This window comes from Sphingomonas sp. (assembly GCF_050725575.1).
GTDB lineage: Bacteria > Pseudomonadota > Alphaproteobacteria > Sphingomonadales > Sphingomonadaceae > Sphingomonas.
Genome location: NZ_JBOHHW010000003.1, coordinates 139358 through 163144, shown reverse-complemented (window position 1 = coordinate 163144; position 23787 = coordinate 139358). Strand labels below are relative to the sequence as shown.

Here is a 23787-nt window from a genome sequence, read left to right as displayed (position 1 = left end):
TCGCCATCCGGCGGCAGTCAGACGCCGCGCTGGCTGAACCGGTCGTAATCGCGTGGCGCCATGCGTACCTCATAGGTCGCCTGGTCATTCTCGACATCCTGGCCAAGCACCTCGCCATGCGCGTGCAGCCAGGCCGCGCCGGCGCCATCGGCCGAATCGAGCGTGATGCTGTAGCGGCGATGATTCTGCGTCAGCATCGCGGCGATGGTCTGGATCAGCGTGTCGACCCCTTCCCCGCTCAGCGCCGAGATCGCAACGACATCGTCGCGGCGCTCCGCCTCGCCGAGCAATTCGGTACGCTCGTCATGGTCGAGCAGGTCGAGCTTGTTCCACGCCTCGAGCCGCGGCGTTTCCGGCGCGACGCCGATATCCTGCAGCACCGATTCGACATCGGCGCGCTGCGCGATGGTGTCGGGATGCGCGATGTCGCGGACATGCACCAGCAGATCGGCGGAAATGACTTCCTCAAGCGTCGCCTTGAATGCCGCGACGAGCTGGGTCGGCAGCTCCGACACGAAACCCACCGTGTCCGACAGGATCGCCTTGTCGAGCCCGGGCAGACTGATCTGACGCAGCGTCGGATCGAGCGTGGCGAACAACAGGTCCTCCGCCATGACGTCAGCACCAGTCAAGCGATTGAAAAGTGTTGATTTTCCGGCATTGGTATAACCAACCAGCGCAATCACCGGCCAGGGCGCGCGCTGACGTCGTTCGCGGTGCAGGCCACGCGTGCGGCTGACCTGTTCGAGCTCGCGCTTCAACCGCGCCATGCGGTCGCGGATCAGGCGTCTGTCGGCCTCGATCTGGGTTTCACCCGGGCCGCCGAGAAAGCCGAAGCCGCCGCGCTGGCGTTCAAGATGAGTCCAGCTGCGCACCAGCCGGCCGGCCTGGTAATCGAGATGCGCCAGTTCGACCTGCAATCGCCCTTCGGCGGTTGCGGCGCGTTCACCAAAGATCTCGAGGATCAGGCCGGTGCGGTCGATAACCTTCGCGCCAAGCTCCTTTTCGAGATTGCGCTGCTGCACCGGCGTCAGCGACGCGTCGAACACGACAAGCTCGGCCTCTTCCATCCGGACGGCCAGGGCGAGCATCTCGACCTGGCCGCTGCCGAGCAGAGTCGAAGGCCGCGCCCCGCGGACGCGATAGGAGATTTTCTCGGCCACGACGACGCCGATGGCCGCAGCAAGACCAGCAGTCTCCTCCAGGCGCGCGGCTACATCGCGTGAGGACGCACCATGTTCGGGAAACACGACAACGGCACGGGCACCACGCGCGAATTCATCGCGATCACGTTCGAAACCTGTGGTCAACCTTCGTCACTATCCGTTGTTTCATCAGCCAAATTCAGCGGATTCGCCGGCTGGATGGTGGACACGGCATGCTTGTAGACCAGCTGCGACATGCCGTCGCGCTGGAGCAGCATGCAAAACAGGTCGAAGGCCGCGATCTGGCCCTGCAGCATGACGCCATTGACCAGGAACATGGTCACATTGTCGTCCGACTTGCGCACCGCATTGAGGAAGATTTCCTGCAGCAGCGGCGCGCGCTTCTGCGCCTCGCCGACTGCATTGACGATCGCCGCGACATCGACGGTGCCCGAGGGCATGATGGTCGAAATGGCGTGCTTGTAGATCAGCTGCGACTGGCCGTCGCGGCGCAACAGCACCGAGAAATTGTCGAACCAGGTTACGATTCCCTGCAATTTCACGCCCTTGACGAGGAACATCGTCACGGGCGTCTTCGAACGCCGCAGGGCATTGAGGAACAGATCCTGAAGAGAGGTTTGCTTGTCGGCCATCGGTCGATCCTTTGTTCTTGGCGGGTTTTCCCGCTGTGCGCCGGTTCCCGGCGTCGGAATGGGCGCTATCGGGCGCTTGTTGCTAATCTAGGGATGCGACAGTCTCGCGTCTACTCCCTCACATCTACTCCTCGCGTGTTTCGGTAATGCCGAGCAACTTGAGTTTGCGATGCAGCGCCGACCGTTCCATGCCGATGAAGTGCGCGGTGCGCGAGATATTGCCGGAGAAGCGGCGGATCTGGACGCGCAGATATTCGCGTTCGAAGGTCTCGCGCGCTTCGCGCAGCGGTGATCCCATGATCGCGTTGGTGCCGCCGCCCATATCGCCTGGCTCGCCCAGCACCTCGGCGGGCAGCAGGTCGAGATCGATCCGCCCGATCCGGTCGCCCGGGGCGAGGATGATCGTGCGCTCGACCACGTTGCGCAGCTGGCGGACATTGCCGGGCCATTCATAGGATTGCAGCGCAACCATCGCATCGGGCGCGATTTCCGGCGTAGGGACGCGGCGTTCCGAGGCGTAATGCGCCATGAAATGATTGACCAGCGCGGGAATGTCCTCGCGCCGCTCGCTCAGGCCGGGGATCAGCACGGGCACGACGTTGAGCCGGTAATACAGGTCCTCGCGGAACCGTCCCTCGGTGATCTCGGTCATCAGGTCGCGCGACGTTGCCGAGACGACACGGACATCGACCTTGACGACGCGCTGGCCGCCGACGCGGGTGAAGCTCTGGTCGGTCAGGACGCGCAGGATCCGGGCCTGGGTGGCGATCGGCATGTCGGCGATCTCATCCAGGAACAGGGTGCCGCCATGCGCCTGTTCGAGCAGGCCGGGGCGAACGATGTCGCCGCTATCCTCTGCGCCGAACAATTCCTCCTCGACCCGTTCCGGAGTCATGCGTGCCGCGCTGACGATGACGAACGGCGCATCGGCGCGCTGGCTCCAGCCGTGGAGCAGGCGCGCGGCGACTTCCTTGCCGACGCCGGCCGCGCCCATCACCAGCACCCGGCTGCCGGTCGAAGCGACGCGTTTCAGCGTCGCGCGGACGCCGTTGATCGCGGTGGAGTTACCGGTGAGATCATTGTCGCGCCCGGCGCTCGCACGCAGTGACGCCACTTCGCGGCGCAGACGCTCAGTCTCGGTCGCGCGGGCGACCATCAGCAGCAGCCGTTCGGCCTCGAACGGCTTTTCGATGAAATCGGCGGCGCCGCGGCGGATCGCGGCGACCGCGGTGTCGAGATTGCCATGGCCGGAAATGACCAGCACCGGGATCGACGGGTCGCGGCGCTTCAGCTCGTCAAGCAATTCCAGCCCGTCGAGCCGCGATCCCTGCAACCACACGTCGAGCAGCACGAGCGACGGGCGGCGCGCGGCGATCGCCTCCAGCGCCGCATCGCTGTCCGCGGCGCTGCGCGTTTCATAACCTTCGTCTTCGAGCACGCCGGAGACGAGTTCGCGAATGTCGCGTTCGTCGTCGACGATGAGGATATCGAGTGCCATGGGTCAGGTCCGATTTCGTGTGAGTTCGGTGGGGCGGCGATCCTCGCTGCCGGCGGCACCGGCATCCGCGCCGCTGCCGATGTCCATCGCCGCGAGTGCGGCAGCGTCGAAGGTCATGATGACGAGCGTGCCCCCGCCCTCCCGGTCGCCGAAAGCGATGGTGCCGCAATGCTCCTCGACGATCTTCTTGACGATCGCGAGACCGAGACCGGTGCCACGGGCACGCGTCGTCATATAGGGCTCGACGATGCGGTCGCGTCCGGCGGGCAGGCCCACGCCATTATCGGCCACGGTGATGCGGACCGTCCGGTCATTGTCCCGACCGACCGTCATGGTGATCTGCCCCGCCCCCTCGCCGTCGACCGCCTCGATCGCCTCGACCGCGTTCTTGACGATATTGGTCAGCGCCTGGCCGATCTGGCGGCGATCGCAGACCAGTTCGAGCCCGGGATCGTCATTGGTCAGCGCGAAGCGGATCGCAGGATGTGCGACCTCGTGCAGGAACAGCGCCTGTTTGGCGATGTCGCCGATCAGCTCGTTGCGGAACAGCGGTTTGGGCATCCGCGCGAAGGACGAGAATTCGTCGACCATGCGGCGCAGGTCGCCGACCTGGCGCACGATCGTCTCGGTCAGGCGGGCAAAGGTGCCGTCATCGCTGGCGATCTGCTTGCCGTAACGGCGCTGGAGGCGCTCGGCGGCAAGCTGGATCGGGGTCAGCGGGTTCTTGATCTCATGCGCGATGCGACGCGCGACATCGGACCAGGCGGCGCGGCGCTGGTCGAGCAATTGCTGAGTGATGTCATCGAAGGTCAGGATCGGCCCGTCCTCGGATCGCGCGATCTTGACCGCGAGCGTCTTGGCCTCGCCGCCGGCATCGATCTCGACGATCGCATCGCGTGCGTCGCTGCCGATCAGCGCGGCCAGTTCGGGCGATACGTCGCCAAGCGCGCGCCCGACCGGATTGCTGTCCCCGGTGTTGAGGAATTCGGTGGCGGAGCGGTTGATCAGGCGGATCGTCCCGTCTCCTGCAACCGAGACAACGCCGGCTGACACGCCGGACATCACCGCCTCGATCAGCGCGCGGCGACTTTCGAGGGCACCGGTCTGCTCCTCCAGACGTACCGTCATCTGGTTGAAGGCATTGGCGAGCGTGCCGACTTCGTCCTCGGTCTTCGGCGCGGAAACGCGTGCGGTCAGGTCGCCGTCGCTGACCCGGCGCGCGGCCGCGACCAGTTCACCGACCGGGCGCACCAGCCGGTCGGCCACGGCGAGCGCGATCCAAACCGCGATACCGACGATCAGCAGCGAGATCCCCAGCAGCGCGGCATTGAAGCGCAATTGCAGCGCCCGGGACCGCGACTGCAGTACGCGATAATCGGCCAGGATGGCGTCGCCGCGCTTGAGCTGCCCCGCCAGCTGCTCGTCGAACACCCTGGCGGTGTAGAGATAGGTGTGGCTGCCATAGTCCAGTGCGACGATCGCGCCGGCCCGGTCCTTGTTCTGGACCGTCACATAGGGCGCACCGCGATCGATATCGTCCATCATTTGCGTGGTGACGATATTGGTCAGCGGCCGGCCATAGGGGTTGAGGACGGCGAGCGGATCCTTCTCGTTCCGGCGCAGGATCACCGCTTCCGACAATTCGCGATTGAAGGTCTGGAGAAACAGCAATTCGCCGAATCTGCGGCTTTCGATCGGCAACTGGCGCAGGTCGGCGGCCAGATCGCCGCTCATCGCCTTGGTCTGGTCCGCGACCCGGTTCAGCTCGCGCTGATAGTTCTCGCGCACGAGCGTGCTGGCATTCTCGAGCATGCCGCGCGCCCGATCCGACGACCAGAATTCCACGCCATATTGAAACAGCAGCGACGCGAAAATCACCACGAGCAGCGTGGGAACGGCGGCGACCATCGAGAACATCGCCACGAGCTGGACGTGGAGCCGCCCGCGCCCGCCCAGCGGCGACCGTGCCGCGCGCCGCATCGCCACCCGGCGGCCGAGCAGCACCATCAGCGCGATGCCGGGCAGCAGGTTCGCGACCAGCAACAGGGCGATGATCGTTGGGGTGAGCGAGCGTTGCGGCGCCTCGCCGCCGGTCACGACGAAATAGGTGCCCACCGCGATCGCGATCGCCACGCCCAATACGAGCAGCTCGACAAACGGCGTGACACTGAACCGGCGGCTCTGCGTTTTCATCTCAGTCGAAGGAGCCAATCCGGCGTGCATCGTGTCTTTGATACAACGATACCGTGGCAATTAGAACACAGAATTCAACCTTTCAACGCGCCTCAGCCTCAGCCGAGCGCCCCGCCCCCGGATCGATGCCGAGCAGGTCGAGCCGTTTTCTCAACGTGTTGCGATTGATTCCCAGCGCCCGCGCGGCGCGGAGCTGATTCTGGCCATGCCGGGCAAGCATCGCTTCGATCAGCGGCCGTTCGACCTCGCCGATGATGCGATCATAGAGCGACCCGTTGTCGAGCGCCGCCGGCTCTTCGCGCGCCAGCCGCTCGATTCGCGACCGCACCGCCGCCTCAATGCCGGGATCGCCTTCGAAGATGGTCGGCGCGGTCGCGGCGGCACCAAGCATCGCCCGCACCTCATCGGCGTCGATCCGTTCGTCACGGCTGAGCACAGCCATGCGCCGCATGATGTTCTCAAGCTCGCGGACATTGCCCGGCCAGTCGTAATTCTCGAGCGCGACGATCGCGGCGGGGGCGAGCTGCTTGCGCGGCAGGCCGCTTTCCGCCGCCTTGTCGAGGAAATGGCGTGCAAGCAAGGCGACGTCCTGCCGCCGCGCGCGCAGTGCCGGCAGAGTCACCGGCACGACGTTGAGGCGATAGAACAGATCCTCGCGGAACTGCCCGCCACCGACCAGCTGCGCCAGGTCGCGATTGGTTGCGGCGACGATGCGCACATCGGCGCGAATCGTGCGCGCCCCGCCGACCGTGGTGAACTCGCCCGATTGCAGCACGCGGAGCAGGCGCGTTTGCGCCTCCATCGGCATGTCGCCGATCTCGTCGAGGAACAGCGTGCCGCCCGCGGCCTGCTCGAACCGCCCGGCCGAGCGCGCCTGTGCGCCGGTGAAAGCGCCGCGTTCATGGCCGAACAGTTCGGCCTCGATCAGCTCGCGCGGGATTGCCGCCATGTTGATCGCGACAAACGGCGAGCGGCGGCGCGTGCCGAGATCATGGATCGCGCGCGCCACCAGTTCCTTGCCGGTGCCGGATTCGCCCGAGATCAGCACCGTCAGGTCATTCGACACGACGCGGGCGATGACGCGGTAGACATCCTGCATCGCCGGCGAGCGGCCGATCAGCGGCAGCGTGTTGTCGTCCTCGTCGATCGCTTCGAGCGGCGCCCCCTGGCGGCGCGCCAATGCGCCCTGCACCGCGCGCGACAGGGCGTCGAGATCGAACGGCTTGGGAAGATAGTCATAGGCGCCGACCTCAGTCGCGCGGACCGCGGTGCTCAGCGTGTTCTGTGCCGACAGGACGATGACCGGGAGCGACGGATGCTCGGCGGTCAGCCGCGCGACCCGGTCCAGGCCATTGCCGTCGGGCAGCACGACGTCCGAGATCACCACATCGGGCAAGCGGATCGCGAGTTGCACGTCCAGCTCGGCCAGGGTCGCCGCGGTGGTGACATTGTGCCCCGCGCGACGCAGCGACTGCGCCACCACGGTGCGGATCGCGGCATCGTCATCGACGACCAGGATGGTGCCGCTGGCGGTCATGAAGCTCCTCTCGGTAACAGGATACGGAAAACGGTGGCCTCGGGCATGCCTTCGCGGGCGTACTGGACGATCCCGCCCATGTCGCGCACCAGCTTGTCGACCAGGGCGAGGCCAAGCCCCTGCCCCTCCGGCTTGCCGGAGATGAACGGGTCGAACAGATGCTCGGCAATGTCGGCGGGCGCACCGGGACCATTGTCGATCACGCAGATCTCGATCGGCAATGGCTGGCGCGGCCGGCCCGGCGCGGCGCTGACCGCCATGCCGTGACGATAAGCGGTGGCAAGCGTGATGCGCGCATCGGCCTGCTGGATCATCGCCTCGGAGGCGTTCTTGAGCAGGTTGAGGATCACCTGGAGCAAGGCGTCGCGGTCGACCAAAGCGGGCGGCAGCGACGGATCGAAGCGCTCCTCGATCAAGACATCACGCGCAAACCCGGCCAGCGCCACGCGGCGGGCATGGTCGAGCAGCGGATAGATGTTTTCCGGCACCGGATTGAGCGGCCTGGTGTCGGTGAAGTCCTGCATCCGGTCGATCAGCGCGGCGATACGGTCGACCTCGGTGGTGATCAGCGTGGTGAGCTCATCCGCCCCCTCCCCGCCGGTGGCGAGCAATTGCGCGGCACCGCGGATGCCGGACAGCGGGTTCTTGATCTCATGCGCCAGCATTGCCGCGGCGCCGACCGCGGCGCGTGCCGCGGCGGCGCGATCGGCGCTATGGCCCATGCGGCGCGAGGCCGCAGCATGGTGCAGCGTGATAGTCCGCCAGCCGGGATGATCGGCCACCAGCCCCTCGATGAAGTCGACCCGCACCCGCCCGCCCCGCGCGGTATCGATCTCGGTATCGAACGCCGCGAAGCCATGGCTGTCGCGGCCATTGTCGTCGCGTGGCGATTGCAGGATCGCCTCGACCGGCTGGCCGACCATCGCGCGCTCGGACAGGTTGAGCAGGGTTTCGCACTCGGCATTGGCGTGCGCGATGCAGCCGGCGGGGTCGATCACCAGGACTGCCACCGGCAATGCCGCAAAGAGATGCGCGAATTCCGGACCGGCGGCAGCATCCGGTGCGGTCATGACGTCACGCCGCGACCGCTTCCGGTGCCTGATCCCGCGACTGTTCACATTGCGGCGCGTAGAATTCGGCAAGCATTGCCTGGACCGTTTTCGGATCGGCGATCTGGTTCACGCGATTGCGGAACTCGGCCGAGCCGTGCAGGCCGCGCGTGTACCAGCCGATATGCTTGCGTGCCATATTGACGCCGGTTTCATTACCATAGTGCGCGAGCATTTCGTCATAATGCTCTGCAATTACGTTATATTGTTCGTCGATTGTGGGATCGGGGACGCGCTGGCCGCTGGCGAACCATTCCATCACCTGGGCGAGCAGCCAGGGCCGGCCATAGGCGCCGCGACCAATCATGACGCCATCGGCGCCCGATTGCTCCAGCGCAGCCTCAGCGTCCTCAATCGAGCAGATATCGCCATTGGCGATCACCGGCACGCTGACCGCGTCCTTGACACGGCGGATGAACGCCCAGTCGGCATTGCCCTTGTACATCTGGTTGCGGGTACGGCCATGGACCGCGATCAGCTTGACGCCGAGGTCCTGGGCAATGCGCGCGAGTTCGGGCGCGTTGAGGCTGTCGTGGCACCAGCCCATGCGCATCTTCAGCGTCACCGGCACGCTGACCGCCTCGACCACGCCCTTGATGATCGCACCGGCATTGTCGAGATCGCGCATCAGCGCGGACCCGGCATCGCCATTGGTCACCTTGCGCACCGGGCAGCCCATGTTGATGTCGATGATCGCCGCGCCGCGATCCTCGCTCAGCTTGGCCGCCTCACCCATCTCATAGGGCGTGCAGCCGACCAGCTGCATCGACACCGGATCCTCGATCGGATCCCAGGCGGCCTTTTGCCGCGACTGGCGCGTCTCGCGGATCGCCGCCTGACTGGCGACCATCTCGGTCACGTTGAGCCCGGAGCCATAGCGGCGCACGAGCTTGCGGAACGGCATGTCGGTCACACCGGTCATCGGCGCGAGCACAACGGGGCGTTCGATCCGGACGGGCCCGATCTGGATGGGGGATAGGGTTTTCATGAATGTGCCTGAAAAACAGGCAGTACGCGAGATGGGCCGCAATGGCAAGATGAGCGATGCTCGAAACGGACGACGACGCCCGTATCCGCTCCCTGTTATTGGGCGATAACAGGGAGAATAACAGGGAGCGGTATATTTTTTGCAGCGATTCCGGCCATTTTGTTGGATAAAATCTATCGCGATATCAGTAAGTTGAATGCCATTCTCCCTGTTATTCAAGAACAGGGAGAATGAGGGCGCGGAACAGGGAGCGGTGACGCCCGGAACAGGGAGCGCGGCGCGATATAACAGGGAGCGCCGATTCAACCGGGGCGACAAGTCTGGTTCAAGGATGGCGGCGTTCATGAAACGATGCCTGCCACGGTCGGGGCCGTGGTTGAATCAGATGAGCGCGGGAAATTCTGGCGATCAGAAAAACTCATCCAGCATCAAATGGAATTGCAGCTTCCGCTGATCCGGATCGGCAATGCCATATTGCCGGAAAAGCCGTTCCTGCAGGGGGGCGCCAAACTCGCCAAGGCAGTTCCAGATTATGGCCAGGTCCTGATAGCGGTCGGCGATACCGACCCGCCCAACGTCGATGCACCCGACGACCCTGCCCTCATGAATAAGGAGATTATCGAGCGAAAAGTCGCCATGCGTCACCACCGGGTCAGGGGTAAGCGGCAAAAGGCCGTGCATCGCTTCCCAGACCTGCTCAGCCGTCCAGCCTTCGCGTTCATCATCGAAGTCATCGACATCGACCAGGGCCGCGTCGATGCGCTTGCGTGCGCGGCCAAGCCTGTAGGCGTGATCGCCGTTGAAGGGGCATTCGCTCAGCGGGATGGCGTGCAGCCGGCGCAGAAATGCCGCTGCGGCGTCAATGATGGCGGGACGGGCTTCGGGATTTGCCTCCAGAAGCTGATAGGCCGATTTTCCAGGCATTGCCGTCATCAACAGCCATGCCTGATCGGGTGTGCGCATGAAGTGCTTGAGGGCGGGAACAGGTATGTAGCCGGCCAGCCAGCGCAGCCTTGCCATCTCGTCGGATATATCCTCGGCAAAACCATCCCTGCCATGTTTGAGGAACAGGTCAGGTGCACCGGCCCGGCCATGCAGGCGGTAGACCGAGCTGCCGGATTCTCCGACCATGTCGCGGGCCCATTGATACCCCGCCACCTCGTCAGACAGGCTTGCCGGAACGACGGGAGCAGCGCAGGCCTCTTCTCGTTCGATGTCGCTCATCTATCCATTACCATCTCGTGTCGCGGTCACGGTGCGACTGGCGGCGGCGGCGCATCAGCGATGCTGGAATAGGCACAGCGTTCGGTCGGGAGATCCACAAAGCGGATATCGAGCTTTCCATTGTCAGGCCGTGTGAAATGGACGGCGGGCAAGATGACCCAGCCATAAGCCGGCCTGCCGCCTATCGTCGCGATCGGTAGCTTCGGCAAGTTAGCTATATTTCTGACACTGTAGACGCGCGCAACATTCAGTTGAACGTTGAAAACGTCGAGCGGCGCTGACTGTGCAGGCCGCGTGCTACAAGCCTCGATATAAATTGCCCTCCCTTCCGGTGTCACCAGGGCGCGAGCTGGAACGGGATCACGCGTTGCGTCCGTGTCGGCGACCGCAGCCATATCGAGGTGGGGGCGCAGCAAATCAATTGAGGGACGCCGGGGCGAGGTGGGAATGACACCCCCATTCACATCCTGCACCGCTTTGAGCAATCGCGCCGCATATTTGCGATATCCAAAAAGCGTACGGGAGGCTTCTGCCCAGAATGCGATTTCCTCGCCATTCGCGACACTCGGGACCCGCTTTTGCTGCTCAAGTTCGAGCAGTCGATCGAGGGGGCGGTCATCAAGGTAACGCAGCCATTTCCGCGCAGTCAAAGGGTCGGTTGGCAGGGCCGCTTCCGCCAGCGCCAATCGCGCTGCACCGCCGCTACCGCGATCGCTTTGGGCCAGCGCGTCAAGATATGGCCTCAAGCCCGCGCGTTCGACGTTACCCAGAAAATTGTTATCGACCCCGTCAGACCAACGCGCCTCTGACCCACCCCCGGCATGCATGCGAAAGCGGAGATAGTAACGTTGCGCCTTTGGTGCATTTTTGGCGCCCGCGGCACCTGTTTCATAAGCAAGGCCGAGCCATTCGAACGCGTTTGTGTAGCCCCGCCATGCATCCGGCTTTTCATCGACAAGATATTCCATCAAGGCGACTCCCTCCTTGGCGTGCGCGGGGCAGGTCAAGCTGGCATCGCCATCCATCATTCGATCATGGACTCCCGTGGCGGGAGCCAGAAGGCCTTTGGCGATTTGATAGAGATCCTCGCCAGCACGTTGATCCAACGCGCTGGACGGACCTGAAAGCAACGAAAGCCGGGGCGCCAGATCCATCGGATAAACGCGACCGCGCTTCCCCGGCTCAATCCAACCGCCGGTGCATTCGGGCAACGCGGCGGCGATAATCTGGATGGTTTCGTGCGACATCGGCGGGGAGGCAAAAGATGGTGCGGGCAAGGCCAATATCCCTGCGGCAATAAGCTTCCGGAGCATCTTCATCGACCTGACCCTTGATATGCTGTTGCCGCGATCCGTGACACCGTTGGCTGAGCGACACCAGAGACTGGAAACAATCTGTCGGACAAGGTGCATGATCAGCAAAGCCGATCCTGCACTCCCGGCATCATCGGTATGCCCCATAACCGATCGAACTGGTCGATACCGAGCGGAATAGCGGGTGGCGAGGCGGTCAGGCTTGGGCTAGGCGAGCGGGCATGACGGCGCCCAGCCCCACTTCCCCCCACCCTGCTCTTCCCCGTACCGCCGCGCTGATCGTCGCAGCCGGACAGGGACTGCGCAGCGGCGGCGGCTTGCCGAAGCAATTTGTCCCGCTCGCGGGCAAGCCGATGATCGCACATTCATACGCTGCTTTGGCCACGCACCCCGCGATCGACCGGGTGATCGTGGTGATTGGCGAGGGACAGGATGCCGCACTCGACGCAGCCCTTGGCCCGGTCGAGCGCGTTACCGGCGGCGCGACGCGGCGGTTGTCGGTGCTGGCCGGACTGGAGCGCCTTGCCGGGGATGCGCCGGTCCGGGTGCTGATCCATGATGCCGCGCGACCTTTCCTGCCGATGCAGGTGATCGATCGACTGCTTGCCGCGCTCGACGAGGATGTGGGCGCGGTGCCCGCCCTCCCGGTTGCCGATACGCTCGCGCGCGGCATGGAAGTGCTCGGCGCCGGCGTGTCGCGCGATGGGTTGTTCCGGATCCAGACGCCGCAAGCGTTTCGCTTCGATGCCGTGCTTGCCGTGCATCGTGGCTGGGTCGGCGACGAACCGACCGACGATGCGCAAATGGTACGCAAGGCAGGAGGAACCGTGGCTTTGGTCGAAGGCGATGCGATGCTTGAAAAGGTCACCTATCCCGCCGATTTCGCGGCGGCCGAAGCGCGCCATGCCGCGACGATGCGGGTGCGTAGCGCCACGGGGTATGACGTTCACCGCCTGGCCGAGGGTGAGGAATTGTGGCTCGGTGGCGTGCTGATCCCGCACGACAAGGGATTGTCGGGGCATAGCGACGCCGATGTCGCCCTCCACGCCATTACCGACGCGTTGCTTGGCACGATCGCCGAGGGCGATATCGGCACGCATTTCCCGCCCAGCGACCCGCAATGGCGCGGCGCGGACTCGGCGCAGTTCCTCGAACACGCCGCATCGCTGATCCGCGCGCGCGGCGGGATCATCGATTTCGTCGACCTGACGATCATCTGCGAGGCACCGAAGATCGGCCCGCACCGCGCGGCGATGCGCGACCGGGTCGCGACGCTGTTGCGGCTCGCTCCCGGCCAGATTAGCATCAAGGCGACAACCACGGAGCGGCTCGGCTTCACCGGACGCGGCGAGGGAATCGCCGCGCAGGCAATTGCAACGATCAGGATCATGGGGGACGCATAATGACGAAGCGGCGGATCGGACTGACGGTAGCCATTGCGCTATGGGCCGGGATGGGCGCGACCAGCGTTCAGGCGGCTGAAGCCGCAGCCAAGCCCTGCGTGACGCCGGCGGAGGCATCGGGGCTGGTGCTGTTCATTGCCCCCGACGCGATCAAGGCGGTCGGCGAGACATGCACGACCATGCTGCCGGCCGATGCGCTGCTGCGCCAGACATCCGGCGCGTTCATCGAAAAATATCGCGCCGAACAGGATTCGGCCTGGCCGTCGGCAAAGGCCGCACTGGCGAAGATCGGTGGCGACGAGATGAAACCGGCGCTGGAGAATGACACGTTCAAACCGATGATCGGGTCATTGATGGCGCCGGTCATCACCAAGGACATCAAGCCCAAGGATTGCACCCAGATCAACCGGATCCTGACACTGATCGCGCCGCTCCCGCCGCGCAATGCCGCCGAGCTGATCGTGACCCTGATTCAATTGGGCGGCGAGAAGAAAGAGACGTCTAAGCTGCCGGTCTGCCCTGCGGGCCAGAATTGACCATGGACACCATCCTGCCCGCGGCGCTGGTTGACGCCGCGCGACGCGTCGTCGACGCCAACAAGGCGATCGGGCGGCGGGTCACCGTCGCCGAAAGCTGTACCGGCGGCCTGGTCGCGGCGGCGATCACCGAAATCCCCGGATCGTCCGATGTGCTCGAAGCGGGCTTCGTGACCTATTCCAATGACGCCAAGCTCGAATTGCTGAATGTCAGCCCCGACATCCTTGAGACGTTCGGCGCCGTGTCGATCGCGGTGGCATGGAACATGGCGCAGTCGGCACTGGAGATGAGCGGCGCCGATGTCGCGGTCGCCATTACCGGCGTTGCCGGCCCCGGCGGCGGCAGCGAAAAGAAGCCGGTCGGGACAGTTGTGTTCGCGCGCGCGGAGAAAGGCGCCGATCCTGGCCATGTCGTGGCGGATCGCAAGGATTTCGGCGATCTCGGACGCGGCGGCGTCCGGCTTCAGGCGGCGTTGTGCGCGCTTGAACTCTTGCTGCCCTCGCCGACCGACGAGCCGGCGTAGAGCACCGCGGCGCGATCTTCGAACGCGCCGATCATCTTGCGCAGCGCGGATCCGAACACCTGTCCGGCAAGCATCTCGAACATCTTGTTCTTGAACGCGAAATCGACGCTGAAATCGACCAGACAGGCGCCCGCGCCATCGGCACGGAAGATCCATTCGTTGCGCAGATATTTGAGCGGCCCGTCGAGATAATCGACCCGGATATGGTCGGGCCGCTGCTTCTCGACCTTCGAGGTGAAGGTTTCGCGCAATCCCTTGAAGCCGACGATCATGTCAGCGACCATTTCGGTCGGGCTGTTCGATCGCACGCGGATCGCCGTCACCCAGGGCAGGAATTCCGCATAGCGCCCGACATCGGCAACCAGGTCGAACATCTGTTCGCGGCTATGGGGCAAGCGGCGGGTTTCTGAATGGCGGGGCATCAGGCGCGGGCGAGCTTCGCCTCCCGTGCAGCACGGAGCGCGGCGAAGTCGTCGCCGGCATGATAGCTCGAGCGGGTCAGCGGCGATGCCGCGACCAGCAGGAAACCTTTCGCGCGCGCGATCGCGGCATAGGCATCGAACGCCTGCGGCGTAACGAAGTCCAGCACCTTGGCGTGGCGCGGGGTCGGCTGCAGATACTGGCCCATGGTCAGGAAATCGATATCGGCGGAGCGCATATCGTCCATCACCTGATGCACTTCGAGCCGCTCCTCGCCCAGCCCGACCATCACGCCGGACTTGGTGAAGATCGACGGATCGTGGCGCTTGACGCTTTCGAGCAAGCGCAGAGAGGCATAGTAGCGCGCGCCCGGCCGGATCGTCGGATAGAGCCGCGGCACGGTTTCGAGATTGTGGTTATAGACGTCGGGCCGCGCCTCGACGATTGATTCTACAGCCGCTTGCGCCTTGTTCCTGAAATCCGGTGTGAGGATTTCGATGGTCGTTTTCGGGGTGGTGCGGCGCAGTGCCTGGATCACCTTGACGAATTGCGACGCGCCGCCATCGGGCAGATCGTCACGATCGACCGAGGTGATGACGATATGTTCAAGGCCAAGCTCAGCCGCCGCATCAGCGGTGTGCTGCGGCTCCAGCGCGTCGACCGCGCGCGGCATCCCGGTCTTCACATTGCAGAACGCACAGGCGCGGGTGCAGGTGTCGCCGAGAATCATCACCGTGGCGTGCTTCTTGGTCCAGCACTCGCCGATATTCGGGCATGCCGCCTCTTCGCAGACCGTATTGAGGTTGAGCCGACGCATCATCGCCTTGGTTTCGGCGAATCCGACGCTGGTCGGTGCTTTAACGCGGATCCAGTCGGGCTTGCGCTGGCGTTCTGGACGAGGGAGCGGAGTCATGTCGGTCATGGGGTGGCAGATAGCGATGCTTTGGCCCGCTTGCCACCCCCCGTTCCCGGTGCAAAAGAAGCGCCCATGACCGGCTTTTCGAATCTCATCCAGGGCTATCACCGCTTTCGCGACTCATCCTGGGCGCAGCAACGCAGCCGCTGGGCGGTCCTGAGCGACGGGCAGGCGCCAAAGGTGATGGTGATCGCCTGCTCCGACAGCCGGGTTGACCCGGCGCAGATTTTCGACACCTCGCCGGGCGAAATCTTCGTCGTGCGCAATATCGCCAATCTGGTGCCGCCATTCGAGCTCGACGGCAGCCGCCACGGCGTGTCCGCTGCACTGGAATTCGCGGTAACCCAGCTCCAGGTCTCGGAAATCGTGGTGATGGGGCACGGCTCGTGTGGCGGCGTCCATGCCGCGATCCAGCAGACCTTTGCCGGCAAGCCGCCGGGGGAAGGCGGGTTTATCGACCATTGGATCGACCTGCTCGACGAAGCGCGCGACGACATTGTCGCGCGGCTGGGGACCGGCCCGAACGCGGTACGCGCGCTGGAGCTGGAAACGGTGCGGGTCAGCCTCGCCAATCTGCGCACCTTCCCGTGCATTCCCGAGCGCGAGGCGGCGGGCACGCTGACGCTGCACGGCGCCTATTTCGCGATTGCCGACGGTTTGCTGCACGTGATGGACGAGAAAGGCCGCTTCGATATCGCCTGATCAGTTCGCGCCGCGGCGATGATAGGTCAGCGCGAGGCGGATACAGGCCGATAGCTCGAATTCGGGCAGCGGGTCGCCAATCCCGAGCGTGATCGCGCGATTGCCCTCGAAGCTGAGCTCATCAAACATCGACCTGAACGCCTCGACCAGGCTTGTCTTGCAGTTGAAATACAACGCGTAGCGATCCGGCGTTGCCGGTTTCCAGGCGATACGGATCGTGCTGCCGCTGCCCGATGCTTCAGTCAGATAGGCCGGCTCACCCCATTTCAGCGTTTCAGTGAGTGCGCCGACCGCATGGGTGTCGGCAGCGGTTGCGAAGATCAGGTCGCGTACCGCCAGCAGCGCCGCGCGGGCATCGGCCGGATAGCCGGCAAACACCTGCGCGACCTGATCGGGCATCATCCTTTCAGCGCCTTGCGCGCCATTTTCTCCACGGCCGGGTCGAGCGGCGGCGGGGTCATGTCGATATTCGCCTCGAGCCGGTCGGCGATCGCGGTCAGCGCGGCGATGCGCGCCGCCTTTTTGTTATTGCCGTCGATCGCGCACCATGGCGCCCAGCGCGTGTCGGTACGGCGGAACATCTCCGCCATCGCATCGAGATACGCGCCGCGCTTGTCGCGGTTGCGATAATCGTCGGCCCCGGTCTTCCAGCGTTTCCAGGGATGGTCGAGCCGCGCCTTGAGCCGCTCATCCTGTTCGGCCTGGGTGGTGTGGATGAACATCTTGACGAGCGTGGTGCCCGAATCCGCCTGTTGTGCCTCGAACTCGTTGATTTCGTCATAGCCGCGGCGCCACTGAGCCTCGGTCGCGAAGCTCTCGACCCGCTCGACCAGCACGCGGCCATACCAGCTGCGATCGAACACGCCGATATTGCCGTTTGCCGGCAATCGTTTCCAGAAGCGCCACAGGAAATGCCGGGCAAGTTCGTCGGCGGTCGGCGCGGCGATCGGCCAGACCTCGAAATTGCGCGGATCCCATTCGGCGGTCATGCGCTGGATGATCCCGCCCTTCCCCGCCGCATCCCAGCCTTCGAACAGGACGACCGCGCGCTTCTTGTGCACGATGTGCGCGACCTGGATATGCGCGAGGCGTTCCTGCACCGCGATCAGCGCCTCGGAATAATCGCCGTCGAATTTCTTGCCCGATTCATAATCGGATAGATTGATGCTCATGCCGCCATCATAAACTCAGCTCGACGGGATTTGCACTTCCCAATTGCCGCGCCGGCGCAGCACGAACCAGTAATAGCCGGCGGACAGCGCAATCTGCACGCCGGTCATGATCAGCGCGGCACGCCCGCCCTCCTCGACATCGATCCAGCTGGTCCACGCGACCCCGGCCAGCGCAACCAGGGTCAGGATCGGTGCGATCGGGTAGAACGGCATGCGGTAATGGGCGTGCGCGGTCCGCCCGGTGCGGCGCCCGACGATCGCTGCGATGCAGATGCCGGCATAGATCACGATCAGCCCGGTACCGCTGAGGATCAGCAGCAGCTGGATCGGCAGGAAGCAGCATGCGACTCCGATCGCGCCGATCAGCAAGGTGCCGATCCACGGCGATCCGAAGCGCGGATGGAGGGTGGTGAGCCAGCGATCGAGCGGCCGCCCCCAGGATCCGTCGCGCGCGGTGCCGTAGAAGAAGCGCGCGCAGGCCAGCACCCAGGCGATCACCGCATTGACGATCGCGATCACCACGCCGATCGCGACCCAGTCGGCGAGCGTGTCGCCGCCACGTGCCGCGACGAGCAATCCAAAGGGATCATCGGCGCTGAGAAAAGCGGCGAGGTCCCCTGCCCCCATCAACCCGCCAAGCACCGGCAGGACCTCAAGCAGCAAAGTCAGGACAAGTGCAGCGAGGATCGCGCGGGATATGCTGCGCGAGGCATCGTGCATCTCCTCGCCGAAATAGACCGCCGAGCCATAGCCGTTGAGCGCGAAGATCGCGATTGAGGTGGCCAGGCCGATCTGAGTCAGGCTGGTCGGCACCAGCCCCACGGGCGACGACATGACTGGCGCGGTCAGGAATTCGGCCGCTGAACGCGCGGCGCCGTGGAAGCCAAGCACCGCGACCACGATCAGCGCCAGCACTTCGAACAGCAGGAAAATGCCGGTCATCCAGGCATTAATGCGGATGCGCAGTATCGCGACGAAGGTTGCCCCGACCACCACCGCGATCGCCACCGGCACTTGCGGCAGGCCCGGCGCGATGGTCGAGAGCACCGCGCTGATCCCGAGCGCGGCAACGGGGACGAAGAAGATATTGTTGAACACATTGACGCCGAGCATCACGAAGCCGGCGAGCGGCCCCAGCGTGTGCGCGACCGCGACATATTCGCCGCCGGCGACCGGCCAGGCCGAGGAAAGCTCGGCATAGATGAAGGCAGTCGCGACACAAACGATCCCGGCGAGGATCAGCGCCCAGATCGCGCCAGTGCCGGCGACCTGCAGCATGCCGGGAATGATCACGAACACCGATGAGGCGGGCGTGGTGACCGAGAGAGTCAGGAACAGCACGCCGAACACGCCGAGACTGCGCACCAGCCGCGACGGTGGTTCGGGCATCAGCTGATCATTGAGCATGCCTGTCCGCCCCACCTCATCGTGCCCCCTGCACGTGGAGAGCGCCCATGCGGCACGCGGGAAGGCAGAACAAGCCCCTCCGCGTACTGCAAGCTGTCTCAGGCCGGCTTGACCGCCTGGGCGTCCAGCGTGCGGATGTTGAGTTCCTTGAGCTGCTTCGAGGTTACGAACGCTGGCGCGCCCATCATCAGATCTTCCGCCTTTTGCGTCATCGGGAAGACGATCACTTCGCGGATATTGGGTTCATCGGCGAGCAGCATGACGATGCGGTCGACGCCCGGCGCCGAACCGCCGTGCGGCGGGGCGCCGCATTTGAACGCATTGATCATGCCGGCAAAATTCGTATCGACATCGGCCTGAGTATAGCCGGCGATCTCGAACGCCTTGTACATGATCTCCGGCTTGTGGTTGCGCACCGCGCCCGACGACAATTCGATGCCGTTGCACACAATGTCATACTGATAGGCGAGGATATCGAGCGGATTCATCGTCTCCAGCGCTTCCATCTCGCCCTGCGGCATCGAGAAGGGGTTGTGGCTGAAATCGACCTTCTTCGCGTCCTCGTCATATTCGAACATCGGGAAATCGACGATCCAGCAGAATTCGAAGCGATTCTGGTCGATCAGGCCGAGCTGGTCGGCGACACGCGTCCGCGCGAGGCCTGCGAGCTTCGCCGCCTGCGCTTCCTTGCCCGCGGCGAAGAAGATGCCGTCGTTCGGCCCGAGGCCAAGCGCCTCGGCGATCGCCTTCATGCCGTCCTGGCCGTGATTATTGGCGATCGGGCCGCCGAAAACGCCGTCCTTCTGTGTCGCATAGCCCAGGCCGGGAAAACCTTCGCCTTGCGCCCAGCTGTTCATGTCGTCGAAGAACTTGCGGCTCTTTTCGTGCGTGTTGGGTGCCGGCAGCGCGCGCACCACATCGCCGCCCTCGACCATCGAGGCGAAGCGCCCGAAGCCTGAACCCTTGAACAGCTCCGACACGTCGGTGATCAGGATCGGATTGCGCAGGTCCGGCTTGTCGTTGCCATATTTGAGCATCGATTCGCGGTACGGGATGCGCTTGAACGGCAATGGGCTGACCGTGCGGCCCTTGCCCTGCCAATCGGCGAATTCCTCGAACACCCCGTGCAGTACCGGCTCGATCGCCGCGAACACATCGTCCTGCGTGACATAGCTCATCTCGAAATCGAGCTGATAGAATTCACCTGGGGATCGGTCGGCGCGGGCATCCTCATCGCGGAAGCAGGGCGCGATCTGGAAATATTTGTCGAAGCCGGCGACCATCAGCAACTGCTTGAACATCTGCGGCGCCTGCGGCAGCGCGTAGAATTTGCCCGGATGGACCCGGCTCGGCACCAGATAGTCGCGCGCGCCTTCGGGCGACGACGCGGTCAGGATGGGGGTCTGGAATTCAGTGAAGCCCTGCCCGATCATGCGATTGCGGAGTGACGAAATGACGTTGGAGCGCAGCAGGATGTTGGCGTGGAGCCGCTCGCGCCGGAGATCGAGGAAGCGGTAACGGAGACGGATATCCTCGGGGTATTCATTCTCGCCGAACACCGGCATGGGCAATTCCTGCGCCGCCGACTGCACCACGACATCGCGGGCGCGAATCTCGATTTCGCCCGAGGGCAGGTTTACATTCACCGTCTCGGGCGAGCGGGCGACCACATCGCCAGTGATCGTCACGACGGATTCGGCGCGCAGTTTGTCGAGTGCGGCGTGAGTCGGACTGTCGCTGTCGGTGACGATCTGCGTGATGCCGTAATGATCGCGCAAATCGACGAACAGCAGATTGCCGTGGTCGCGCTTGCGGTGAATCCAGCCGCTGAGCTTGACCGACGTTCCGACATCGGCGGCGCGGAGCTGTGCGCAGGTGTGCGTGCGATAGGCGTGCATTCGGATTCTCACTCTGGTTCGTCACCCTAGCGCGAGCCGGGATCTCGCGCCGCAAGCGCGCGCGCCATAACGGGAGATCCCAGCCTGTGCCGGGATGACGTAAATATGTGGGGCCGCGCTTCTCTTTCCATGCCGCCTTTGTCAACCCGCGCTCCCCTCGCTATGGCGTTGCGATGCATATCCATGACCTGATCACCGACAGCGCAACCCTCGCCAATCTCTGCACCCGATTGTCCCAGGCGGACTTTGTCTGCGTCGACACCGAGTTCATGCGCGAGAACACTTTCTGGCCGGAACTCTGCCTGATCCAGATTGCCGATGTGAACGAAGCGGCAGCGATCGATCCGATGGCGCCCGGACTCGACATGACGCCCTTGCTCGACCTGCTGGTCAAGAATGAGGACGTGCTGAAGGTCTTTCATGCCGGCGGCCAAGACCTTGAAATCGTGTATAATTTGACCGGAAAGACACCGCATCCCCTGTTCGATACCCAGGTCGCGGCGATGGCGCTCGGCCAAGGCGAGCAGATCGGCTATTCCAATCTGGTCGATTCCTATCTCGGCATTGTCGTCGATAAGGGTGCGCGCTTCACCGACTGGTCGCGCCGCCCGCTCGATGCGCGCCAGATCGAATATGCGATCGGCGACGTCACGCATCTCGCGAAGATTTTCCCCAAGATGCTTGCGCGGCTGCGCAAGACCGGGCGCGGCGAGTGGCTCGACCAGGAAATGGAGCGAATCGGCGATCCGGCCAATTATGCCAATGATCCGGAAGAAGCATGGAAGCGGATCCGCATCGCCGGCCGCAAGCCCGACGTGCTGGGCCGACTGAAGGCGCTGGCGCGCTGGCGTGAGCTGGAGGCGCAGAGCAAGGATCTGCCGCGCGGTCGAATCGTCAAGGACGAGACGATCGCCGACATCGCCGGCCACCCGCCGCGCAAGCAGAGCGACCTGGCCAAGGTGCGCGGCCTGTCGGCGACGTGGGCAGGTAATGATATCGGCGGACGGCTGATGGCAGCACTTGAGGCGGCGGTCCCGATGAGCGCGGACGAAATGCCCGCGCGCGACGATCGCAAGCCCGGTCTCGGCAAGGACGGCGCGCTGGTCGCCGATCTGCTCAAGCTGCTGCTCAAGATTCGCTCGAAGGAAATCGACGTCGCTTCACGCCTGCTCGCGCGCAGCGAGGATCTCGAAGCGCTGGCGGCGGGCCAGCGCGACGGGCTGCCGATCCTGCAGGGCTGGCGGTTCGATCAGTTCGGCCGCGATGCACTTGACCTGGTCGAGGGACGGCTGGCCTTTGCGGTGGTCAACGGCAAGCTCAAGATGACCCGGACGGAGGATGTGACATGAAGCTGATCGCCACAACCGCGCTGCCATTCCTGCTGCTCTCGGCCTGCGCCATGGATGGGCCGCCCGAACATTCCGGCCCTGCCCGCGCCTGCAATGCTGGGCCAGTTCAGCAGTTTGTCGGCCGTCCGGGATCGGCCAAGGTGGTCGCCAATGCCAAGCGCCGCGCCGGTGCGCGTACCGTGCGCCGGATCACGCCGGGCATGATGGTAACGATGGATTTCCGGGCGGATCGCCTGAACGTCTATGTCGATGCGCAAGGGCGAGTCGAACGGCTCAGCTGCGGCTGACGTCAGGAAGACGACACCGACAATGCCTCACGTCCGAGAGCGGTCGCCAGCGCCTTGTGCCGCCGCTCTACGGCTTCGCCGTACAAGGGGGCGTCGCCTGGTTCCAGATGCAGCGCGAGCGTCGATGCACCGACAAAGAGGCGCGATCGCTGCAGCGGTCCGGCCAGGCCGCCGCTCAACCTTTGCCCGAGCCGCATTGCGAGCCCCCACGCCGTCGCGCGCTTCAAGTCATCTGGCGGTGCCAGCTCGTTGATCGGTGGCGGTGTTTCTACGCCACCGCCAAGGCTGGTGAACAATGCCTGCGCCATCAGGGCGCGACCCCGCGCGTCGATCGCGACCCAATTGCCGTGAAGCGCGATCTCGACGCCACGCTCGGCGCGGAATTCCGGATTGGCGCGCCAGCCCACGTCGGCAAGCTGGCAAGCGGCATGACGTAGCCTTGCCATGCCAGGAGAATCGTCGGCGAACAATGGTGCGATCCAGCGATCGAGCAGGTCGCCATGTTCGGCAAAGCGCCCATGCCGACGCCCCTCGTCGCGGGTCGCGACGATCAATGGATCTTCCGAGCGAACGATGTGGTCGAGCTGGCTGTAAAGCAGGCCTTCACGCAAGCCGAAGGCGGACACAATGGTCGTCTCGCTGCCGAGATATTTGAACAAGGCCGACAGCAGGGCCGCGCCATCGCCTAATGTCGCCGCACGCCCCGACGACAGGCCGGGAATGGCGCGCAGTCGCCCCTTGGTGACGTGACTGATCGTCCGGCTCATTCGCGTGATCGCGGCGGGTGCCATGGCATATTGATGGATGATCGGCAGCGGATAGCCGTTCAGATGCATATCGAGCCGCGCCAGCGCCCGCCATGTGCCGCCGACGAGATAGAGCGGCAACCCCTGGCCGCGCCCGGCCCAACCCGTGCCCTTCAACCCCTTGGCGACCTGGCGTTCAAGTGCGCCCTGCCCGCCCTTGACGCGGATCGGTCCGACGCGGAGCACACCAAAGGGAAAGGACACCCGGTCACGGACTTCGCCACCCGCCACGCGTACCAGTTCCAGGCTGCCGCCACCCAGGTCGCCGACGATACCATCGGCATCGGGAATCGCCGACAGCACCCCCTGGCCCGCCGCCATCGCTTCCTGCTCACCCGACAAAAGCTCGACATCGAGCCCAAGCGACTGCGCGGTGTCGAGCAGAACATGACCATTGGAGGCCTCCCGCACGGCGGCGGTGGCAACCGTGCGCAGTCGGGTGACCTCCATTTCATGCGCCACCGCGGCAAAGCGCGCCAGAGCATGGCCGGCCTTGACCAGCCCGTCAGGGGCAATCTTCCCGGTTTCCGACAAGCCCCGGCCCAATCCCGCCATGACCTTTTCGTTGAACAGGATGGCGGGCAATCGCTCCGGGCCCTGATAGATCACCAGGCGGATCGAATTGGAGCCAATATCGATGATACCGGTACGCGGCTCCCCCGCCGGGTCGGCCTTGGGCTTGCGGAACAACGAAGTCTGCATCGCCG

Annotated in this window: 22 protein-coding genes; 6 read left to right on the top strand and 16 right to left on the bottom strand. The window is 64.5% G+C overall.

Annotated elements, in window-relative coordinates; genetic code table 11:
- Positions 1-17: 17 nt before the first annotated feature.
- From hflX to ACRECS_RS03430, 9 genes are all read right to left on the bottom strand, one after another.
- Positions 18-1310, bottom strand: a complete 1293-nt coding sequence (gene hflX / locus ACRECS_RS03470) for a GTPase HflX (protein WP_431581558.1) — start codon at positions 1308-1310, stop codon at positions 18-20.
- Positions 1307-1858 (bottom strand): RNA chaperone Hfq, encoded by a 552-nt coding sequence (gene hfq, locus ACRECS_RS03465; protein WP_431581644.1) that lies wholly within the window; start codon positions 1856-1858, stop codon positions 1307-1309. The genes hflX and hfq overlap by 4 nt, the downstream gene beginning before the upstream one ends.
- Positions 1859-1922: 64 nt before the next feature.
- Positions 1923-3296 (bottom strand): sigma-54-dependent transcriptional regulator, encoded by a 1374-nt coding sequence (locus tag ACRECS_RS03460; RefSeq protein ID WP_431581557.1) that lies wholly within the window; start codon positions 3294-3296, stop codon positions 1923-1925.
- A gap of 3 nt (positions 3297-3299) precedes the next feature.
- Positions 3300-5489: a sensor histidine kinase gene (locus ACRECS_RS03455; protein WP_431581556.1), complete on the bottom strand. Its 2190-nt coding sequence runs from the start codon at positions 5487-5489 to the stop codon at positions 3300-3302.
- A gap of 82 nt (positions 5490-5571) precedes the next feature.
- Positions 5572-7026, bottom strand: a complete 1455-nt coding sequence (gene ntrC, locus ACRECS_RS03450) for a nitrogen regulation protein NR(I) (RefSeq protein ID WP_431581555.1) — start codon at positions 7024-7026, stop codon at positions 5572-5574.
- The gene (locus tag ACRECS_RS03445; RefSeq protein ID WP_431581554.1) at positions 7023-8096 is read right to left on the bottom strand and encodes a two-component system sensor histidine kinase NtrB; all 1074 of its coding nucleotides are present in this window, start codon (positions 8094-8096) and stop codon (positions 7023-7025) included. The genes ntrC and ACRECS_RS03445 overlap by 4 nt, the downstream gene beginning before the upstream one ends.
- A gap of 4 nt (positions 8097-8100) precedes the next feature.
- A complete protein-coding gene (gene dusB, locus ACRECS_RS03440; RefSeq protein ID WP_431581553.1) occupies positions 8101-9123 on the bottom strand; it encodes a tRNA dihydrouridine synthase DusB in 1023 nt (340 codons plus the stop codon).
- Between the two features lie 408 nt (positions 9124-9531).
- Positions 9532-10347 (bottom strand): APH(3')-I family aminoglycoside O-phosphotransferase, encoded by an 816-nt coding sequence (locus tag ACRECS_RS03435; RefSeq protein ID WP_431581552.1) that lies wholly within the window; start codon positions 10345-10347, stop codon positions 9532-9534.
- Between the two features lie 26 nt (positions 10348-10373).
- On the bottom strand, positions 10374-11666 hold the full coding sequence (locus ACRECS_RS03430) for a hypothetical protein (RefSeq protein WP_431581551.1): 1293 nt from the start codon (positions 11664-11666) through the stop codon (positions 10374-10376).
- Positions 11667-11881: 215 nt separating this feature from the next.
- On the opposite strand from ACRECS_RS03430, the gene ACRECS_RS03425 reads away from it, so the two are divergent.
- The 3 genes from ACRECS_RS03425 to ACRECS_RS03415 are packed head-to-tail and all read left to right on the top strand — an operon-like array spanning position 11882 to position 14123.
- Positions 11882-13063, top strand: a complete 1182-nt coding sequence (locus ACRECS_RS03425) for a bifunctional 2-C-methyl-D-erythritol 4-phosphate cytidylyltransferase/2-C-methyl-D-erythritol 2,4-cyclodiphosphate synthase (protein WP_431581550.1) — start codon at positions 11882-11884, stop codon at positions 13061-13063.
- Positions 13063-13599, top strand: a complete 537-nt coding sequence (locus tag ACRECS_RS03420) for a hypothetical protein (RefSeq protein WP_431581549.1) — start codon at positions 13063-13065, stop codon at positions 13597-13599. Before ACRECS_RS03425 ends, ACRECS_RS03420 begins: the two co-directional genes overlap by 1 nt.
- Before the next feature lie 2 nt (positions 13600-13601).
- On the top strand, positions 13602-14123 hold the full coding sequence (locus tag ACRECS_RS03415) for a CinA family protein (RefSeq protein ID WP_431581548.1): 522 nt from the start codon (positions 13602-13604) through the stop codon (positions 14121-14123).
- On the opposite strand, the gene ACRECS_RS03410 is transcribed toward ACRECS_RS03415, so the two are convergent.
- Together ACRECS_RS03410 and lipA are read right to left on the bottom strand one after the other, a co-directional pair.
- Positions 14063-14545, bottom strand: coding sequence for a type II toxin-antitoxin system RatA family toxin (locus ACRECS_RS03410; RefSeq protein ID WP_431581547.1), 483 nt, complete (start codon positions 14543-14545; stop codon positions 14063-14065). The two genes, ACRECS_RS03415 and ACRECS_RS03410, sit on opposite strands and share 61 nt — an antisense overlap.
- The gene (gene lipA, locus ACRECS_RS03405; protein WP_187763553.1) at positions 14545-15465 is read right to left on the bottom strand and encodes a lipoyl synthase; all 921 of its coding nucleotides are present in this window, start codon (positions 15463-15465) and stop codon (positions 14545-14547) included. Before lipA ends, ACRECS_RS03410 begins: the two co-directional genes overlap by 1 nt.
- 66 nt (positions 15466-15531) lie before the next feature.
- Between lipA and ACRECS_RS03400 the strand changes: the two genes are divergently transcribed.
- Positions 15532-16161 carry a carbonic anhydrase gene (locus tag ACRECS_RS03400; RefSeq protein WP_431581546.1) on the top strand — a complete coding sequence of 210 codons (630 nt, stop codon included), beginning with the start codon at positions 15532-15534 and terminating at the stop codon, positions 16159-16161.
- Here the strand turns inward: ACRECS_RS03400 and ACRECS_RS03395 are convergent, their stop codons facing one another.
- From ACRECS_RS03395 to aspS, 4 genes are all read right to left on the bottom strand, one after another.
- Entirely contained in the window at positions 16162-16563 is a 402-nt protein-coding gene (locus ACRECS_RS03395; RefSeq protein ID WP_431581545.1) for a DUF1801 domain-containing protein, read from the bottom strand.
- Positions 16560-17333: a polyphosphate kinase 2 family protein gene (locus ACRECS_RS03390; RefSeq protein ID WP_431581544.1), complete on the bottom strand. Its 774-nt coding sequence runs from the start codon at positions 17331-17333 to the stop codon at positions 16560-16562. Before ACRECS_RS03390 ends, ACRECS_RS03395 begins: the two co-directional genes overlap by 4 nt.
- Before the next feature lie 15 nt (positions 17334-17348).
- On the bottom strand, positions 17349-18722 hold the full coding sequence (locus ACRECS_RS03385) for an APC family permease (protein ID WP_431581543.1): 1374 nt from the start codon (positions 18720-18722) through the stop codon (positions 17349-17351).
- Positions 18723-18838: 116 nt separating this feature from the next.
- Entirely contained in the window at positions 18839-20638 is a 1800-nt protein-coding gene (aspS, locus tag ACRECS_RS03380) for an aspartate--tRNA ligase (protein ID WP_431581542.1), read from the bottom strand.
- A 173-nt stretch (positions 20639-20811) separates the two neighbouring features.
- Between aspS and rnd the strand changes: the two genes are divergently transcribed.
- Together rnd and ACRECS_RS03370 are read left to right on the top strand one after the other, a co-directional pair.
- On the top strand, positions 20812-21987 hold the full coding sequence (gene rnd / locus ACRECS_RS03375) for a ribonuclease D (protein ID WP_431581541.1): 1176 nt from the start codon (positions 20812-20814) through the stop codon (positions 21985-21987).
- The gene (locus ACRECS_RS03370) at positions 21984-22274 is read left to right on the top strand and encodes an I78 family peptidase inhibitor (protein ID WP_431581540.1); all 291 of its coding nucleotides are present in this window, start codon (positions 21984-21986) and stop codon (positions 22272-22274) included. The genes rnd and ACRECS_RS03370 overlap by 4 nt, the downstream gene beginning before the upstream one ends.
- 2 nt (positions 22275-22276) lie before the next feature.
- On the opposite strand, the gene ACRECS_RS03365 is transcribed toward ACRECS_RS03370, so the two are convergent.
- Entirely contained in the window at positions 22277-23782 is a 1506-nt protein-coding gene (locus ACRECS_RS03365; RefSeq protein WP_431581539.1) for a Ppx/GppA family phosphatase, read from the bottom strand.
- Between the last annotated feature and the right edge of the window lie 5 nt (positions 23783-23787).